This window comes from Streptococcus halichoeri, assembly GCF_019774635.1.
GTDB lineage: Bacteria > Bacillota > Bacilli > Lactobacillales > Streptococcaceae > Streptococcus > Streptococcus halichoeri.
Window position 1 is genome coordinate 1,205,431 of record NZ_CP081502.1, and the last position, 18,611, is coordinate 1,224,041.

General features: G+C 42.2%; 15 protein-coding genes and 1 riboswitch. All 15 genes read left to right on the forward strand.

Going from position 1 to position 18,611, the window contains the following annotated elements; all coding sequences use genetic code 11:
* Positions 1 to 5 precede the first annotated feature (5 nt).
* Positions 6 to 1,016, forward strand: a complete 1,011-nt coding sequence (locus K5J94_RS05810) for a V-type ATPase subunit (RefSeq protein WP_221912611.1) — start codon at positions 6 to 8, stop codon at positions 1,014 to 1,016.
* A complete protein-coding gene (locus tag K5J94_RS05815) occupies positions 1,006 to 1,326 on the forward strand; it encodes a V-type ATP synthase subunit F (RefSeq protein WP_159544219.1) in 321 nt (106 codons plus the stop codon). The genes K5J94_RS05810 and K5J94_RS05815 overlap by 11 nt, the downstream gene beginning before the upstream one ends.
* 90 nt (positions 1,327 to 1,416) lie before the next feature.
* The gene (locus K5J94_RS05820) at positions 1,417 to 3,192 is read left to right on the forward strand and encodes a V-type ATP synthase subunit A (RefSeq protein ID WP_159564060.1); all 1,776 of its coding nucleotides are present in this window, start codon (positions 1,417 to 1,419) and stop codon (positions 3,190 to 3,192) included.
* 1 nt (position 3,193) lies between these two features.
* Positions 3,194 to 4,579: a V-type ATP synthase subunit B gene (locus K5J94_RS05825; RefSeq protein WP_221912612.1), complete on the forward strand. Its 1,386-nt coding sequence runs from the start codon at positions 3,194 to 3,196 to the stop codon at positions 4,577 to 4,579.
* A gap of 60 nt (positions 4,580 to 4,639) precedes the next feature.
* Positions 4,640 to 5,257 carry a V-type ATP synthase subunit D gene (locus K5J94_RS05830; protein ID WP_159544213.1) on the forward strand — a complete coding sequence of 206 codons (618 nt, stop codon included), beginning with the start codon at positions 4,640 to 4,642 and terminating at the stop codon, positions 5,255 to 5,257.
* A gap of 299 nt (positions 5,258 to 5,556) precedes the next feature.
* A riboswitch (PreQ1 riboswitch) is annotated at positions 5,557 to 5,675 on the forward strand.
* Positions 5,673 to 6,179, forward strand: coding sequence for a QueT transporter family protein (locus K5J94_RS05835; RefSeq protein WP_221912613.1), 507 nt, complete (start codon positions 5,673 to 5,675; stop codon positions 6,177 to 6,179). (Overlaps the previous riboswitch by 3 nt.)
* Before the next feature lie 214 nt (positions 6,180 to 6,393).
* Positions 6,394 to 8,352, forward strand: a complete 1,959-nt coding sequence (ligA, locus tag K5J94_RS05840) for an NAD-dependent DNA ligase LigA (protein WP_159564057.1) — start codon at positions 6,394 to 6,396, stop codon at positions 8,350 to 8,352.
* A 15-nt stretch (positions 8,353 to 8,367) separates the two neighbouring features.
* A complete protein-coding gene (locus tag K5J94_RS05845) occupies positions 8,368 to 9,402 on the forward strand; it encodes a diacylglycerol kinase family lipid kinase (protein WP_159544207.1) in 1,035 nt (344 codons plus the stop codon).
* Positions 9,399 to 11,699, forward strand: a complete 2,301-nt coding sequence (gene pulA, locus K5J94_RS05850) for a type I pullulanase (protein ID WP_221912614.1) — start codon at positions 9,399 to 9,401, stop codon at positions 11,697 to 11,699. Before K5J94_RS05845 ends, pulA begins: the two co-directional genes overlap by 4 nt.
* Before the next feature lie 65 nt (positions 11,700 to 11,764).
* The gene (gene glgB / locus K5J94_RS05855; protein WP_159564055.1) at positions 11,765 to 13,642 is read left to right on the forward strand and encodes a 1,4-alpha-glucan branching protein GlgB; all 1,878 of its coding nucleotides are present in this window, start codon (positions 11,765 to 11,767) and stop codon (positions 13,640 to 13,642) included.
* Positions 13,643 to 13,660: 18 nt separating this feature from the next.
* Positions 13,661 to 14,800, forward strand: coding sequence for a glucose-1-phosphate adenylyltransferase (locus tag K5J94_RS05860; RefSeq protein ID WP_221912615.1), 1,140 nt, complete (start codon positions 13,661 to 13,663; stop codon positions 14,798 to 14,800).
* Positions 14,790 to 15,926: a glucose-1-phosphate adenylyltransferase subunit GlgD gene (gene glgD, locus K5J94_RS05865; protein WP_159564053.1), complete on the forward strand. Its 1,137-nt coding sequence runs from the start codon at positions 14,790 to 14,792 to the stop codon at positions 15,924 to 15,926. Before K5J94_RS05860 ends, glgD begins: the two co-directional genes overlap by 11 nt.
* Positions 15,923 to 17,353, forward strand: coding sequence for a glycogen synthase GlgA (gene glgA, locus K5J94_RS05870; RefSeq protein ID WP_159564052.1), 1,431 nt, complete (start codon positions 15,923 to 15,925; stop codon positions 17,351 to 17,353). The genes glgD and glgA overlap by 4 nt, the downstream gene beginning before the upstream one ends.
* 283 nt (positions 17,354 to 17,636) lie before the next feature.
* On the forward strand, positions 17,637 to 17,840 hold the full coding sequence (locus K5J94_RS05875) for a F0F1 ATP synthase subunit C (RefSeq protein ID WP_159544195.1): 204 nt from the start codon (positions 17,637 to 17,639) through the stop codon (positions 17,838 to 17,840).
* A 39-nt stretch (positions 17,841 to 17,879) separates the two neighbouring features.
* Complete coding sequence (gene atpB / locus K5J94_RS05880) at positions 17,880 to 18,593, forward strand: F0F1 ATP synthase subunit A (RefSeq protein WP_159544193.1); 714 nt, start codon at positions 17,880 to 17,882, stop codon at positions 18,591 to 18,593.
* Positions 18,594 to 18,611: the final 18 nt, after the last annotated feature.

Sequence of the window (18,611 nt, forward strand, 5' to 3'; positions counted from 1 at the left end):
GCCTTATGGACACGAGTCGGTTTACACAGGTTAATACAACTATAAGTGTGAAAGAAAAAGACTTATTTACTGCTGAGCAATTTTCCCAAATGCTAAACTCACCAGATAATGAAAGACTTGGTTTGCTTTTTCAAGCTTCGCCTTATCAGCTTTCTGTCAATAGTCTTGGACAACTAGACTTAGTGGAGCACGCCTTGATGACGGAGTTAGCGAAGACCTTTAAGTGGGCCTATCAGGAGTCTCCTTATCCTGAGCTAGTGGACTTGTTTACCTTACGCTATACTTATCACAATTTAAAAGTTCTGCTAAAGGCTAAAGCCAGTCAAAGAGACTTGCACAGTCTATTACTACCCATTGGTATTGGCTCTCAAGCAGCTCTTAAACAGCTAGTGTCGACTTTAAACTCAGATAGCTATCCTTTTGTTATGGTACATGAGGTGCAATCTATCTGGGCAGAGTATTTGGATTATCAAGATAGTCGTGTTATTGAGATAGGGGCAGATTTAGCCTATTTTAAACATTTGATGACAATTGCCCAATCTTTAAAGGATGGCAAGGTGATGCAGGCAGTTAAGATAATAATTGAATGTTATAATCTGATAACAGTGGGCCGAGCTCAGCAATTAGGCAAATCAAATAGCTTTATCAAGCAGCTTATCTCCAGTCAGGGAAGCTATCCTATCCATCGTTATCAAGAGCTGCTTGCAGGATCAGGTTGGAATGACTTATTCGATTGCTTGATTTCCAATCCGTATGCTCATGATTTACAAAACTATCAAACCAAGCTCAGTCAAGGAGCCTTGTCTTTGCCAGAGTTAGAGTACCTCAGTGACTATTTGCTCTTTGCTTTATTTGATGAGGCTAAATATGACAGTGATGGGCCTTATCTCTTGCCACGCTACCTGCTAGGGAAGCAATTTGAAGTCAAAAATATCCGTTTAATACTTTCTGCTCTTGTTAACCAATTGCCAATGGCACACATTAAAGAAAGGATGCGACCTATTTATGGCCAATAAAGCTTATAAGATTGGAGTCATTGGAAATCGGGATGCGATTTTACCTTTTCATATGATTGGCTTTCAGACTTTCCCTGTTCTTGCAGCCCAAGAGGCGACCAATACCCTTAGAAAACTTGCCCAAAGTGATTTTGGCATTATCTATATCACTGAAGATATAGCTGCAATGATTCCTGAGACCCTTGCCCATTATGAGGGACAACTCTTACCAGCTGTCACGATTATACCGACTCATAAAGCTGATCTGCAATTAGGGATGAAAGGTGTTCAAGAGCGGGTAGAACGTGCGGTTGGTCAAAATATCCTCTAAAAGCAAACAGGGCAGGCGAGTCGTCTGCTAACGGCATATAGAGTTAAGGACGTGGACACAATCTTTTTAACAGAAATAAAGGAGAGAAACTTGCGCCAAGGAAAAATTATAAAGGTTTCAGGGCCACTTGTCGTGGCTTCTGGGATGGAAGAAGCAAATATTCAGGATATTTGCCGTGTTGGCCAGCTTGGTCTAATCGGTGAAATTATTGAAATGCGCCAGGATCAGGCCTCTATTCAGGTTTACGAAGAAACCTCAGGGCTTGGTCCTGGGGAACCTGTTATCTCTACAGGTAGTCCTTTGTCAGTGGAATTGGGCCCAGGATTAATATCTGAGATGTTTGATGGCATCCAACGCCCACTTGATCGATTCAAACAGGCAACATCTAGTGACTTTCTGCTTCGTGGGGTGGATGTTGCGCGGTTAGATCGTGAGCGGGCATGGGCTTTTCAGCCAACACTTGCAGTTGGTACAAAAGTAGTGACAGGGGATGTTTTAGGAACAGTTCAAGAAACACAAGTGGTGGAGCATCGGATTATGGTACCCAACCAGGTATCTGGTAAGCTTCTCTCTATAAAGGCTGGCACCTTTTGTGTGGATGAAGTGGTTTATGAAATTGAGCAAACTGATGGCAGTATTTACAAAGGAACACTGATGCAAACGTGGCCTGTGCGCAAGAGCCGTCCGGTAGCCAAAAAACTCATGCCTGTTGAACCTTTAATTACTGGCCAACGTGTTATTGATACCTTTTTTCCAGTGGCAAAAGGCGGAGCGGCTGCCGTTCCTGGGCCCTTTGGAGCTGGTAAGACAGTTGTCCAACACCAGATAGCTAAATTTGCTAATGTGGACATTGTAATCTACATTGGTTGTGGGGAACGTGGGAATGAAATGACCGATGTTTTAAATGAATTCCCAGAATTGATTGATCCTAGTACGGGCCATTCGATTATGGAACGAACAGTTTTGATTGCTAACACCTCAAATATGCCAGTAGCAGCACGTGAAGCTTCGATTTATACAGGGATTACGATTGCCGAATACTTCCGCGATATGGGTTACTCTGTTGCTGTTATGGCGGATTCAACCTCTCGCTGGGCTGAGGCACTTAGGGAAATGTCTGGCCGCTTAGAAGAAATGCCAGGTGATGAGGGCTATCCTGCTTATTTAGGCAGTCGTATTGCTGAGTATTATGAGCGCGCAGGCCGTTATCGAACTCTGGGCAGTCAAGGAAGAGAAGGAAGTATTACAGCCATTGGGGCTGTTTCACCCCCTGGAGGAGACATTTCAGAGCCAGTTACTCAAAATACCTTACGGATTGTAAAAGTATTCTGGGGCTTAGATGCTCCGCTTGCCCAACGCCGACATTTTCCAGCTATTAATTGGTTAACTTCTTATTCGCTTTATAGTGACCAGGTCGGCCAGTATATCAGTCAGCACCAAGAAAGTAACTGGATACAAAAGGTGACGGCGGCCATGACGATTCTTCAAGCAGAAGCAAGCCTCGAAGAAATTGTTCGCTTGGTGGGACTCGATTCCCTATCAGAGCAAGACCGCCTGACCATGGCTGTCGCGCGCCAAATTCGCGAAGACTATTTGCAACAAAATGCTTTTGATAGTGTAGATACCTTTACCTCCTTTGCTAAGCAAGAGGCAATGCTAAGTAATATTTTGCTCTTTAACGAAGAAGCTACAAAGGCTTTATCATTAGGAGCTTATTTTACAGAGCTGATGGAAGGAACGGTTACCCTACGTGATCGGATTGCTCGTAGTAAGTTCATCGCTGAGGACCGGCTGCAAGAAATTCTTGATTTAGCTCAAACCATTAAATCAGACATTCATCACGTTTTAGAAAAAGGAGGAATCTAGCATGCCTGCCATTAAAGAATACCGGACCGTTAGCGAGGTTGTGGGTCCTTTGATGATTGTTGATCACGTTCAAGGGGTACATTATAATGAATTGGTTGAAATCAGGATGCATAATGGTGAAAAACGTCAAGGCCAAGTGCTTGAAGTACAAGAAGACAAGGTCATGGTCCAATTGTTTGAGAGCTCAAGTGGTATCAATCTGGCTAAGACAAAAGTACGTTTTACCGGCCACCCGCTTGAGTTAGCCGTTTCTGAGGATATGCTTGGTCGTATTTTCGATGGTTTGGGTCGACCAATTGATGATGGACCTGACTTGCTCCCTGAAAAATACCTGGACATTGATGGTCAAGCCATCAACCCAGTTGCTAGAGACTATCCTGATGAATTTATTCAGACGGGTATTTCTGCGATTGACCATTTGAATACTTTGGTTCGTGGCCAAAAACTACCAGTCTTTTCAGGCTCTGGCTTACCTCATAATGAATTGGCCGCACAAATCGCGCGCCAGGCCACGGTACTCAATACAGACGACCATTTTGCAGTGGTTTTTGCTGCTATGGGTATCAGTTTTGAAGAAGCCGAGTTCTTTATGAATGATTTACGTAAAACAGGTGCTATTGATCGCTCAGTCCTATTTATGAATCTAGCTAATGACCCTGCTATTGAGCGGATAGCAACTCCTCGTATTGCCTTGACCACCGCTGAATATCTAGCTTATGAAAAAGGTATGCATGTGTTAGTCATTATGACTGATATGACCAACTATTGTGAAGCTCTGCGGGAAATTTCGGCTGCTCGCCGGGAGGTGCCAGGTCGGCGCGGTTATCCCGGTTATTTGTATACCAATCTCTCAACCCTCTATGAACGTGCGGGACGGTTAGTTGGTAAGAAAGGTTCTGTTACACAGATTCCAATCTTAACGATGCCTGAAGACGACATTACGCACCCTATTCCTGATTTAACTGGCTATATCACAGAGGGTCAAATCATTCTCTCACACGAACTTTATAATAATGGTTTTCGTCCGCCCATTAATATCTTGCCATCGCTCTCGCGTTTAAAGGATAAAGGTTCTGGTGAGGGAAAAACCCGAGCTGATCATGCTGCAACGATGAATCAATTATTTGCTGCCTATGCTCAAGGAAAGCAAGCCAAGGAGTTAGCTGTCGTTTTGGGAGAATCAGCCCTATCAAAGACGGATAAATTATATGTGCAATTTACTGATCGCTTTGAAGCGGAGTATATTAACCAAGGTTTTTACACTAACCGCAGTATTGAGGAAAGCTTAAATCTTGGATGGGAGCTATTGGCAATATTACCAAGAACCGAATTAAAACGGATTAAAGACGAGATGCTTGACCATTATTTAGGTGAAAGTAAGGCATAGCTTTTCTCTGCTTGATAGGCGTCGTCTTAAGGTCCTAATGTAATAGAAAGGTTTTTGTCAATGGTAAGATTAAATGTCAAACCAACCCGCATGGAGCTAAATGGCCTAAAAAAACGTTTAAAAACAGCACAAAGAGGGCATAAACTCCTCAAAGATAAACGCGATGAGCTCATGCGTCATTTTATTGATCTGATACGAGAAAATGCGCGCCTTCGCCAGGAAGTTGAAGCTGTGCTTCAGCATAATATGCAAGAATTTGTTTTAGCTAAGTCTCTTGAAAATGATGCGATGATTGAAGAGTTATTTTCAGTTCCTGTGCGAGAAGCCCAGTTAATTATTGAAGTTGATAATATCATGAGTGTTCACGTTCCCCGGTTTCTAATCAATGAAACGTCAACAGACAGCGCCAATCAACTGTCCTATAGTTTTCTTAATTCCAACAGTGAAATGGATAATACGATTCAAAAAATGGAAGCACAGCTCACCAAGCTGTTGCGGCTAGCAGAAGTTGAAAAAAACTGTCAGCTCATGGCTGATGAAATCGAAAAAACCCGCCGGCGGGTCAATGGCTTAGAATATTCCATTATACCCCAATTAGAGGAAACCATTCACTACATTGAGTTGAAATTAGAAGAAGCAGAACGGTCTAACTTGGTTCGGATTATGAAAGTCAAATAGCCTAAAAAACTGATTTTAAACAGATTGAAGCAGGTAAAGGCGCCTTGTTTATTTCAATCTGTTTTTTTGTTTGGCTAGGCTGATTAGTTGTATCTGGGCTTGTAACCAACTCGGATGAGTTGCGTTAGCTTCTTTTCTTTGATAAAAAAGGTGATGGTGGCTATCACCTGTTGGTGCCAGTAGCCGTCTAGCCTGCTATTTTACCTGTGGTTAGCCAGTATCGCAAATGAAAAACGAACCCCTAAACAGCTATTTAAAATAAGAAAAAGTCTAAAAGGACTATCCGAAAAGAGCACAAGCGTGATATAATAGGGGCGTTGCCTGGCAACCCTTGGTGCTTATTCCCTTTCACCAAGCATATTACACACGTCACTCATCCCATAAAAGGGATGTGTCGTACGTCAAAGGAGATACAATGACACATTATACTGTTCGTGATTATGTTCACATAGCTTTGGTTGCTGCCCTTTATGTGGTTTTGACCATTACCCCACCCCTCAATGCTATTTCTTATGGCATGTACCAATTTCGCGTTTCGGAAATGTTGAATTTTTTAGCCTTCTATAATAAGAAATACATCTATGCAGTAACGATTGGTTGCATGATTGCTAACCTTTACAGTTTTGGCTTAATTGATGTTTTCGTTGGTGGTGGATCAACCTTAGTCATTGTGAGCTTGGGTGTTTGGCTTTTCAAACGCTATCAAAAGGACTATTTCTTTCATGGTTTTTTAAACAAGGCCTTTTGTTACTTTTCCCTATTTTTTGCAGCATCCATGATTACCGTCGCTATTGAATTAAGCTTTTTTAATGCCCCATTCTTATTGACCTGGTTTACCACGGCGGTGGGTGAATTGGCTTCGCTTTTGCTTGGCTCGATTATCATTGACAAGATGGCCAAGCGGATTGACTTCACGAAGTAGAGCTGTCGCTAAACAAGAACTGATTTTGGCAAAGACTGGATTTGATCCGGTCTTTTTTAGCTAGGCTCAAAACTAGTAAGCAAAGTCTGGTCTTGCTAGCATAAGTCCCCTAGCGAGCAAGAGTCGCACCGCTTAGACATTTTCCTGCTAAGCTTTTAAGGAATTCAGTAGCGGCCAGCCATGCAAAAGGTTACTTTTATGATAAAATAAAGATATGGAAAAACGAATAAAAGAGTTAACCGCATTACTAAATCGTTATCGTCACGAATACTATACAAATGACAACCCTTCGGTGTCTGATGCTGAGTATGATCGCTTGTATCAAGAATTAGTACATCTAGAAGCTAGCTACCCCGAATGGGTCCAAAAAGATAGTCCCACACAGGCTGTTGGCGGGCAAATTCTCAAAGGATTTGAAAAATACCAACATCCTTATCCCTTATATAGCCTTCAAGATGCCTTTTCGCACGAGGAATTACTAGCTTTTGATCGCCGGATTAAAACAGAGTTTCCTAATGCCACATATGTTGCTGAATTAAAGATTGATGGTTTATCCATCTCCCTAAGCTATGAGCAAGGTAAATTAGTGACTGGAGCTACGCGTGGTGATGGGAGTGTGGGTGAAAATATCACAGAAAACCTCAAACAGGTCAAAGACATTCCTAGGCAGTTAAACAAACCCATTGATATTACCGTTCGAGGAGAAGCCTACATGCCCAGGCATTCTTTTATGTTGATTAATCAAGAGCGGCACGAAAATGGTGAAACAGAATTCGCTAATCCGCGTAATGCTGCCGCTGGGACCTTGCGGCAGTTGGACACCTCAGTGGTAGCTAAACGCCAATTAGGCACCTTTTTATATCAAGAAGCTAGCCCAAGCCAAGCAAGCAGTCAAACAGCTGTGCTAGAAAAGCTACATGAGCTGGGTTTTTCTGTCAACCCTACGCGCCAAGCATCGGGTGATATGGCAGTCATTTGGAACTTTATTCAAACCATCGAAACGGAGCGTGAACAGCTCTCTTATGAGATTGATGGCATTGTGGTTAAGGTTGATAGCCTAGCCATGCAAGAAGAGCTTGGCTTTACAGTTAAAGCCCCACGCTGGGCCATTGCCTATAAGTTTCCTGCTGAAGAAAAAGAAGCTAAAATTCTCTCGGTTGATTGGACTGTTGGCCGTACTGGCGTGGTCACCCCTACAGCTAATTTAAGCCCTGTGCAGTTGGCCGGAACAACAGTCAGTCGAGCCACTCTTCATAATGTTGATTACATTGCCGAAAAGGACATTCGGCTGGGTGATACGGTTGTGGTCTATAAAGCTGGTGATATTATCCCTGCCGTTTTGCGCGTGGTGGCAGATAAGCGCAGCCACCAAGAACCATTAGTCATCCCCACGCTGTGTCCATCGTGTCACAGTGAGCTTGTTCATCTTGAAGAAGAGGTGGCCTTACGCTGTATTAATCCTTTGTGTCCGAGTCTTGTAAAGCGTGGTTTGGAACATTTTGCCAGCCGCAATGCTATGAACATTGCTGGCTTGGGTCCAGCGATGGTTGATAAGCTTTTTGCTGCAAATTTAATTCAAGATGTGGCTGATATTTATCATATAACCCAGGCTGATTTACTAGCCCTAGATGGGGTACAAGAAAAGTCAGCGGACAAATTATTAGCTGCTATTGCCGCTTCGAAAGCTAATTCGGCTGATAAACTCTTGTTTGGTTTGGGTATTCGGCATGTCGGTGCGAAAGCTAGCCGTCTTTTGCTCGAAGAGTTTGAAACACTGCCGCATTTGATGCAAGCTAAGCGGGAGACGATTGCCGCTATTAATGGCCTAGGGAGTGTGATTGCCGATTCTTTAGTTCGTTATTTTGCTAAGGAAGAAGTGCATCTGCTGGTAAATGAACTCCGTGTGGCTGGTGTTAATCTTGACTATCTTGGGAAAAAATTAGATAAAACGGCACAGCTCTTTGGCATGACGGTCGTTTTGACGGGAAAATTAGAACAGTTAACCAGGATAGAAGCCAAAGACAAATTAGAAGCCTTAGGAGCTAAGGTCACTTCTAGTGTGTCTAAGAAAACGGATTTAGTGATTGCAGGTAGTGATGCCGGCTCAAAATTAGATAAAGCTCTCAAGCTTGGTATTGAGATACAAGATGAAGATTGGCTCCGTCAATTGTAGTAGTGAGGTATAAACATGAAAAAACAAATGAGAGCTCGTCTCATTTATAATCCGACATCTGGTCAAGAAATGATGAAAAAAAATGTGGCTGATGTCTTAAATATTATTGAAGGCTTTGGTTATGAGACCTCAGCTTTTCAAACAACAGCTCAAAAACATTCGGCCCTAAACGAGGCTAGACGGGCTAGTCAGGCCGGCTTTGATCTTATCATCGCTGCTGGTGGTGATGGAACGATTAACGAAGTTGTAAGCGGCGTTGCTCCCTTAAAGCGCCGACCAAAGATCGCTGTTATTCCTACGGGGACAACTAACGACTTTGCGCGGGCCTTGAAGATCCCTCGTGGCAATCCGCTTAAAGCTGCTGAAATCATTGGTAAAAACCAACTGATCAAGATGGATATTGGCCAAGCTCGAGAAGACCATTATTTTATTAATATTGCTGCCGCGGGTAGCTTAACGGAGTTGACTTACAGCGTGCCCAGCCAGTTAAAAACGATGTTTGGCTACCTGGCTTATCTCGCAAAGGGTGTTGAGCTATTGCCTCGCGTGACAAATGTACCGGTTAAAATCACCCATGATAAGGGTGTTTTTGAAGGCGAGGTCTCAATGATTTTTGCGGCTATTACTAACTCTGTGGGTGGTTTTGAACAGATTGCTCCAGACGCAAAACTAGACGATGGCAAATTCACTTTAATATTGGTGAAAACAGCTAATTTATTTGAAATTGTGCATTTGTTGCGACTGGTAATAGATGGCGGAAAGCACATCAAGGATCGCCGTGTTGAGTATATTAAAACAAAAAAAGTGATTATTGAGCCTCAAAACAATGAACGCATGATGATTAACTTGGATGGTGAGTACGGTGGTGATGCTCCGATTGTTTTGCAAAACTTAAAAAATCATATTACGTTCTTTGCTGATACTGATTTGATTTCTGATGATGCCTATACTATTAATCCCAAAGAGGCAGAACTGGATGATTTTGCTAAGAAATTTGCCCATGAAGTCGAAGATTTAGAAGAGCAGGGCAATCAATGGGCTGAGCAATGAAAAATACTGTTATTGTACATTACCACACTCCCAGCGGAAATTATTTTAAGCACAATCTATGGCAGTGGCAAGATGGTCAGGCAGGTCAAGAGGCCTCTTTTTCACGCTATGACAGCTTTGGGGCAGTTGCCTGCCTAGCTTATGATGCTCCTTATTTTCTAAACCAAGTTTACGTCATCGTTAAAGAACAGTTTTGGCAAAGCCAGACGGGGGATTATGCTATCCAGCGAACCGAGGGCCTGCCTAAAACTGAGGTCTGGCTTGTTGATGGGGATGCTAGGGTTTATTATTCACGTCAGGCGGCAGTAGCAAGCAAACACTACAAGAGGCGCAAACGTGATGCCTATGATATGGCAACTAACAGCCAAGCTTTTGACAAAAAATGGGGGTTTGATGGCTGGTTAGGTTTTCGCTATTCTCCATTTGAAACTTCTTTTCGCTTGTGGGCGCCTACGGCAGAAAGGGTTCAATTGATTTTGTATCATTCAACGGCTGCACATGCTAGTGTCTCGGCGGTTTTAGAAATGGGCCGTGGCAGTGTCAGTGACCCGAATGACCATCGTAAGAATACTCATGGTGTCTGGTTTTTAAAACTTGAAGGCGATTATAATTATCAGGCCTATTGTTATCGCATCTATTATCGCAAACGGACATTTGCTGATTCTCGTGATCCGTATACAATTGCTACGACGGCCAACGGTCAACGCTCAGTAGTGGTTGCCCAAGCTGAGCTAGTGCCTAAGGGGTTTCAAGTAAGGCATGGTCAGGCCGCTAGCTGGCGCTTAGAGAATCCGAACCAGGCTGTTATTTATGAGATGCATGTGCGCGACTTTTCCCAATCAGTGAGTTCAGGTGTTTCTGCTAAACATCGCGGTAAGTTTAAGGGCTTGATTGAAACTGGCACTAAAAACCGCTTTGGAGATAGCACCTGCTTTGATTATGTTAAAACACTTGGTATTACGCATATTCAATTGCAGCCAGTATTTGACCACCATCACACCTTTGACCACAGCGGCCAGTATAACTACAACTGGGGCTATGATCCTGAAAATTATAATGTGCCTGACGCTAGTTTTACGACCAATCCTGACCAGCCAGCAACCCGAATCAAGGAATTAAAAGAAGTTATCCAAGCTTATCACAATGCTGGTCTAAACGTTGTTATGGATGTGGTTTATAATCATACTTTTTCTAATAAGGATTCTGCTTTTCAACTAACTGTTCCGGATTATTACTACCGAATGAACCCAGATGGTAGCTTTCAAAATGGTTCTGGTTGTGGCAATGAAACAGCTAGTGAAAAAGAGATGTTTCGCAAGTATATGATTGATTCGGTTCTTTACTGGTTGCAAGAATATAATATTGATGGTTTTCGCTTTGATCTAATGGGCTTACATGATGTAGAGACCATGCAGCGTATCCGAGCAGCAGTTGATGCTGTTGACCCACGGATTCTGATCTATGGTGAGGGCTGGGATATGGGAAATGGTCTGCCGTCACAGCAAAAAGCAATCAAGCGTAACGCTGATCAACTGCCAGGGATTGGCTTTTTTAATGATGATGAACGAAATGCTATTAAGGGAGCAGAAGTTTATGGCTCGCTAGAAAAAGGCTTTGTGTCGGGTCTAGCCAGCGAAGGCCTTCTTGCCAAAGCCCTCCTAGGTAGTGATGAAATAGGCACCTACCAAAGACCTAGTCAGATAATAAACTATGTTGAAGCACACGACAATTACAATCTTAACGATCTTTTATGGGCTTTGCATCCTAAAGACAGTGACGATACCCACCGCCAGCGTGTACAAGTAGCAACTGCTATTAATCTTTTGATGCAGGGGATAGCTTTTATGCAAATTGGCCAAGAATTTTTAAGAACCAAGCTATATCCGACTGGTTTAGGCCAAAAGCTAACTCAAGAAGATCAAGAACGGGCCATGAATTCTTATAATGCTTCTGATGACGTCAATCAAATTAATTGGGATTATGTAAGCCGTGAGCAACCAACCATTGCATTTGTAAAAAAACTGCTCGCATTGAAAACGAAATCACCCTATTTTTCATATCCTACATTTTCAGAGATTAGGCAGCATGTTTACATTGAATCAGCTAAGCCAAATAGCGGTTTTATCAGCTTTACGGTTGAAGATAAGCAGAAGCTTAAAATTATTTTCACCAATAATCGTAAACGTTTGCTGAAAGAGACCAACTATGCTATAATTGAAAGTAACGATAAGCGCTTTCAATTTTCAGATTCTCTAATGAATGAATTGTCAGTGGTGATCCTTGACATACCAAAATGACCTGAGTTTTCAGGTTATTTTTGTTTCTTTTTAACGAAAAAATTCACAAGGAAAGGTAGCAGGAAATGAATGACGAGCTAGCTTTATATACCTTTGGCACTGGTGAGAACATCCGTGTGCAAGAATACTTGGGGGTCCATCGCAGCCAGCGTGATACCCAGACGGGCTATGTCTTTAGGGTATGGGCGCCACATGCCAAAGAAGTCTATCTTATTGGTGACTTTACCGCCTGGATGGCTCATAAGTTACCAATGATCCGAAACGAAGCTGGTGTGTGGGAAGTTTTCACTACCAAGGCAGTCCCAGGTCAACTCTATAAATATTTGGTCAAGCGTCAGAGCGGCCAATGGGTCGAAAAAATTGATCCGCTAGCTTTTGCCTTTGAACAGCGTCCCGGTACAGCTGCCGTGGTCAAGGACCTAGCTAAGAAAAAATGGCGTGATGGTTTGTGGATGGCGCGCAGAAAACGCTTTGGTCATAAGAACCGGCCGGTTTCCATTTATGAAGTGCACGCTAATTCTTGGCGGATGGATTCGGCAGGCCAGCCTTATGATATGAAACGACTTCAAGCACACTTAATTCCCTATCTCAAGAAGATGAACTATACGCATGTTGAGTTCATGCCTCTAATGGCTCATCCTCTTGGGATGAGCTGGGGTTATCAGTTGATGGGTTACTTTGCTTTTGAAGCAACCTTTGGCCAAGCAGAGGACTTTCAAGCTTTCGTTGAAGAATGCCATCTCAACAACATCGGCGTTTTGGTTGACTGGGTGCCTGGTCACTTTACACAAAACGATGATGCCCTTGCTTACTTTGATGGCACGCCAACCTTTGAGTATCAAGATCCTGACCGAGCCAGGAATGTGGGCTGGGGTGCTCTGAATTTTGATCTTGGTAAAAACCAAGTTCAGTCTTTCTTACTTTCTAGCGCCTTATTTTGGATTGAACATTACCATATAGATGGCTTGCGCGTTGATGCGGTTAGTAATATGCTCTACCTTGACTACGATCAAGGACCCTGGCAACCTAACATCTATGGTGGCAATGAAAATTTAGAAGCAATTGCATTTTTAAAGCGACTGACACAGACCATCCATGACCTCTATCCTGATGTCATGCTGGTCGCAGAAGAGGCAACGTCATACGTGCCTATTACCCATCCTATCGAAAAAAATGGGCTAGGTTTTGATTATAAGTGGAATATGGGCTGGATGAATGATATTTTACGGTTTTATGCTGAAGATCCCATTCATCGCCAATTTGATTTTAATCTTCTCACTTTTAGTTTTATGTATTGCTTTAAGGAACATTACATTTTACCATTTTCTCATGACGAAGTTGTCCATGGTAAGAAGAGTCTTATGCATAAAATGTGGGGTGATCGCTACAATCAATTTGCCGGGCTTCGCAATTTACTAACATATCAGGTCTGTCATCCAGGCAAAAAATTACTTTTTATGGGTTCAGAGTTTGGCCAATTTTTGGAATGGAAATACGATGATCAACTTGAATGGCAAAATTTAGACGACGAGCTAAATAAGAAGATGCTTGGTTTTACTGCCACCCTAAATCAATTCTACCGTGACCATAATATGTTATGGCAAAATGATCACAATTATGATGGTATTGAAATCATTGATGCTGATAATGCCTCAGAAAGCGTTCTAAGTTTTTGCCGCAAAAATGACAAGGGAGACTTGTTATTATGTGTCTTTAATATGACACCTGTTGAGCGCAGAAATTTTACGATTGGCGTCCCTCAAAAAGGGATATATGAAGAAGTTTTTAATACTGAAATGGTACAATTTGGCGGCGTCTGGCAAGAGCATAATCCACAGACGGCTACGCTCACACAACCATGGAAAGACTACCAGCAAACCCTTAGTTTCACATTGCCAGCACTTGGGGCAAGTATTTGGAAAATCAAACGTCGTAAAAAGTAGAAGGGGAGAGATCTGCTTATGAAAAAGGAAATGTTAGCCTTGATACTAGCCGGTGGCCAAGGCACCCGGCTTGGTAAACTAACGCAAACGATAGCAAAACCTGCAGTGCAATTTGGTGGGCGTTATCGGATTATTGATTTTGCCTTGTCAAATTGTGCCAACTCAGGCATCCAAAATGTTGGTGTGATTACCCAATACCAGCCGCTCTTGCTCAATAACCACATTGGTAACGGTTCCTCCTGGGGGATGGATGGCATTGATGCTGGTGTCACAATTTTGCAACCTTATTCAGCAACCGAGGGTAATAAATGGTTTCAGGGGACCAGTCATGCCATCTATCAAAATATTGACTATATTGACAGTGTCAATCCAGAGTATGTCTTGATTTTATCGGGCGACCATATTTATAAAATGGATTACGACGAAATGCTGCAAAGCCATAAGGCTAATAAGGCTAGTCTTACTGTGGCAGTGTTAGATGTTCCTCTAAAAGATGCTAGTCGTTTTGGCATTATGAACACTGATAGCCATAACCGAATTGTCGAATTTGAAGAAAAACCAGCGCAGCCTAAATCAACTAAGGCATCAATGGGGATCTACATATTTAGTTGGCAGCGCCTCCGTAGCATGTTAGTGGATGCTGAAAAGAACAATTTGGACATGTCTGATTTTGGTAAGCATGTCATTCCAACTTACTTAAACTCTGGTGAGCGGGTCTATGCTTATGAATTTGCGGGCTACTGGAAGGATGTCGGAACCATCGAATCTCTCTGGGAAGCTAATATGGAATATATCGGTGAAGATAATGAACTCCATAGCCGCGATCGCTCATGGAAAATGTATTCACGTAACCATATTGCACCACCCAATTTTATTGCGCAAGGAGCCCAAGTCAATGATTCTTTGGTTGTAGATGGCTGCTATATTTCGGGTCAAATTGACCATTCGATACTATCAGCGAATGTTCAGGTGAAACAGCATGCGCAGGTGAGCGATTCCTTTATTATGAGCAATGTCACGATTGGTGAAGGAGCAGTAATTAAGCGAGCGATCATTGGTGAAGGTGCTAAAATTGGCGATAATGTCGTCATTGATGGGACCGATCAAATCCAGGTTATTGGTTATAAGGAAGTAGTGGGGGTTACAAATGAAAATTGACAAATATTCCGCCATACTAGGCAGCGCCATGAGCTATGATGAAATGGAAGGTCTGACTGATTCACGCCCGCTTGCTAACCTACCTTTTGATGGTAAATTTCGCTTGATTGATTTTCACCTCTCTAGTTTGGCGAATGCGGGTGTTCGCAATATTTATGGCATTTTCCGCGGAGAGAATATCCGTTCGGTCTTTGACCATGTACGTAGTGGCCGCGAATGGGGCTTAAATACCCTGCTTAGCCATTCTTTTCTAGGTTTTTATCGTTCCAAAGGTACATCTGTTGAAGCAGATGCTGATTATTACGATCAAATCTTAACCTACTTAAAACGCTCTGGCTCTGACCAAACCATTTATATGAGCTGTGATATTATCTGTAATATAGAATTGGAACAAGTGATTCAGTTGCATCAGGCCAATCAACGGCAAATCACGGTTGTTTATAAAAAAACACCAAAAGAGCTGATTACTGATGTCAATGATATTTTAGACATTGATGAAACAAGGGATATAGTTCGTGGTAAGAGTAGGGCTTTTGCACCAACTGCCTACGAAAAAATGTCCACAGGTATCTATATTGTTAACACGCCCTGGCTCATTGAGCAAATGGAAAAAGAAGCTAGCAAGGAGAATCCGGCGAATCTGCGTTATCTGTTGCGTGACTTAACCATTAGTGAAGGTGCCCTGGCTTTTGAATATACGGGCTATCTAGCCAATATCCACTCAGCAAAATCCTATTATGATGCTAATATGGATATGCTAGAGCCAGATAAGTTCTATGCTTTGTTGTATGCTAACCAGCGTATTTACACGCGCATTAAAAATGAAGAAGCCACTTATTTTGCTGAGGAATCCTATGTTAATAATTCCCAGTTTGCCTCAGGCAGTATTATCAAGGGCCATGTAGACCATTCAATTGTCTCTCGTAATTGCTATATTGATGTCAATACTAAAGTGGCAAATAGTATTATAGCTCCCAAGGTAAGAATTGGTATTGGAACAACCATTGAGTATGCGATTATTGATAAGTTAGTTGAGGTTGATAATGGTGTGACCATTCGCGGAACAAAGGAAAAACCGCTGGTTATTCCAAAAGGTACACATGTAACAGAGGATATTATAAAATGAAAGTATTATTTGTAGCCGCAGAAGGAGCACCTTTTGCTAAGACAGGTGGCTTAGGTGATGTGATTGGTGCTTTACCTAAGTCCTTGGTTAAGCACGGTCAGGAAGTTGCGGTCATCTTGCCCTACTATGATATGGTTGATTACAACTACCACGACCAAGTGGAAGATGTCTTGTCCTTTGACATCCAAGTCGGTTGGCGACGCCAATATGTCGGCCTTAAAAAAATCATTAAAGAGGGTGTCAGTTTTTATTTCATTGATAATCAATATTATTTTTTCAGAGGGCATGTCTATGGTGATTGGGATGATGGTGAACGCTATGCTTTCTTTCAGTTAGCAGCTCTTGAGAGCATGGAGCGTATCGGCTTTATCCCTGACATTTTACATGTGCATGATTATCATACGGCGATGATTCCCTACCTTTTGCGTGAAAAGTACCATTGGCTTTCTGCCTATCGGTCGATCAAAACGGTCTTTACTATTCATAATATTGAATTTCAAGGCCAATTTGATCCAGGCATGCTGGGGGATTTGTTTGGTGTCGGAAATGAACGTTACCTTGATGGCACTCTACGCTGGCATGACTGCCTCAATTGGATGAAAGCAGGGGTATTGTACGCCGATCAGGTAACAACGGTCTCTCCCACATATGCCAAGGAAATAAGAACCCCAGCCTTTGGTAAAGGCTTAGATCAGCTGATGCGCATGGAGGCAGGTAAACTCTCAGGGATTCTCAACGGTATTGATACAGAACTCTTTAATCCCGAAACAGATAACCTGATTCCCTATCATTATACGGTTGCTGATTTAAGTGGCAAAGCTAAAAATAAGCAAGCCCTGCAAGAACGTCTGGGACTGCCTCAACGGCCCGAAGTGCCTGTGATTGGGATTGTTTCACGCTTGACCAAGCAAAAAGGCTTTGATCTGGTGGTCCAAGAACTCGACCATATTCTCAAGCACGATGTCCAATTAGTGGTGCTTGGCACAGGTGATCCTGACTACGAGCATTCCTTTGCTTGGTTTAGTCAAGTTTATGCAAAAAAGATGTCAGCTCATATTACCTTTGACTTATCGCTGGCGCAAAACATCTATGCTGCTAGTGACATCTTTTTGATGCCTAGTGCTTTTGAGCCGTGTGGCTTGTCGCAGATGATGGCTATGCGCTATGGTTCTTTGCCAATTGTCCACCAAATCGGTGGCCTCAAAGATACCGTAGAAGCCTATAATCAGTTTGATCATAGTGGAACAGGCTTTGGCTTTGAGCGATTTGACGGTTATTGGCTAACTAAAACCCTTCAAATGGCACTTGAAGTTTACACCAATAAACCAGATGACTGGGCTATCCTACAAGAACATGCTATGAAACGGGACTTTTCTTGGGATACGGCTAGCCAGGCCTATCTTGAGCTCTACCATACTATCTTGTGAGAACTCGTTCCTTACTTAGAACTGCTTTTTTTCTGAAACAAAGACGGCTTTGGGCCGTTTTTTGCTCATGGGATTTAGGCTTAATCTGCTATTAATCATCAAGAATGGTCAGGCTTTTAAGAATTTATTGCCACTTTTTGCATCTATTAACCATAATAAATAAGAACATATATAATAGGTAAATTTTGGTTTAAGAAAGCGAATCCAATTACGAATTTCGGTTGACATTCTGCTATTTAAGGAATAGAATAGCAGGGTAAAAAAATTTATAAGGAGAATTCAAATGTTGAATTTAAAAATTTTAGCACTCGGTATTGCTGTTTTGGGCGTAAGTATTGGTGAAGGTATCATGGTTGCCAATGTTGCTAAATCGGCTGCTCGTCAACCAGAGATGTTTTCTAAATTACAATCATTATTAATCCTAGGTGTTGCCTTTATCGAAGGGACTTTCTTCGTACTACTTGCTTCTACTTTCTTCGTTAACTAATTGTTGCCGATTAGTTAATATAGAAAAGGAGGGGTAAGGTTGGAAAAATTAATGAATCCAACAGTGCAAATCTTTGGCATTACATTTGACTTAACTATTCTTGCCATGTCTCTTTTGACCGTTGTCATTGCTTTTGGCTTTATTTTTTGGGCCAGTCGGAATATGACTATCAAACCAAAAGGGAAACAAAATGTCTTAGAATGGTTTTTTGAATTTGTCCAAGGAATCACCAAAGAAAATTTAGGAAAATATAATCGTAATTATAGCCTCCTCACTTTCAGCCTTTTCTTCTTTGTCCTAATTGCCAATAACATTGGTCTTATGACCAAGCTTGAGATTGGTGAATACAATCTTTGGACATCTCCTACAGCTAATGCGGCAGCTGACTTCGGTCTAGCTCTTTTAGTTGCAGTGATTGTTCATTTTGAAGGGATTCGCAAATCTGGCATTAAAGGGTACTTAAAAGAATACATTGAACCTGTGCCAATTATGCTACCGATGAATATCCTCGAAGAGTTTACGAGTGTCATCTCCTTAACCCTTCGGCTATTTGGTAATATCTATGCGGGCGAAATTGTGCTTGATTTGTTACTGCGTTTTGCACACGTTAGTGTTTTTGCGGCTCCAGTTGCCTTTATTATTAATGTCATCTGGGTTGCCTTTTCAATCTTTATTTCAGCCATTCAAGCCTATGTATTCGTCTTACTATCATCAAGTTATATTGGTAAGAAAGTTAATCATGAGGAAGAATAAGAAAGGAGGTAGTTACAG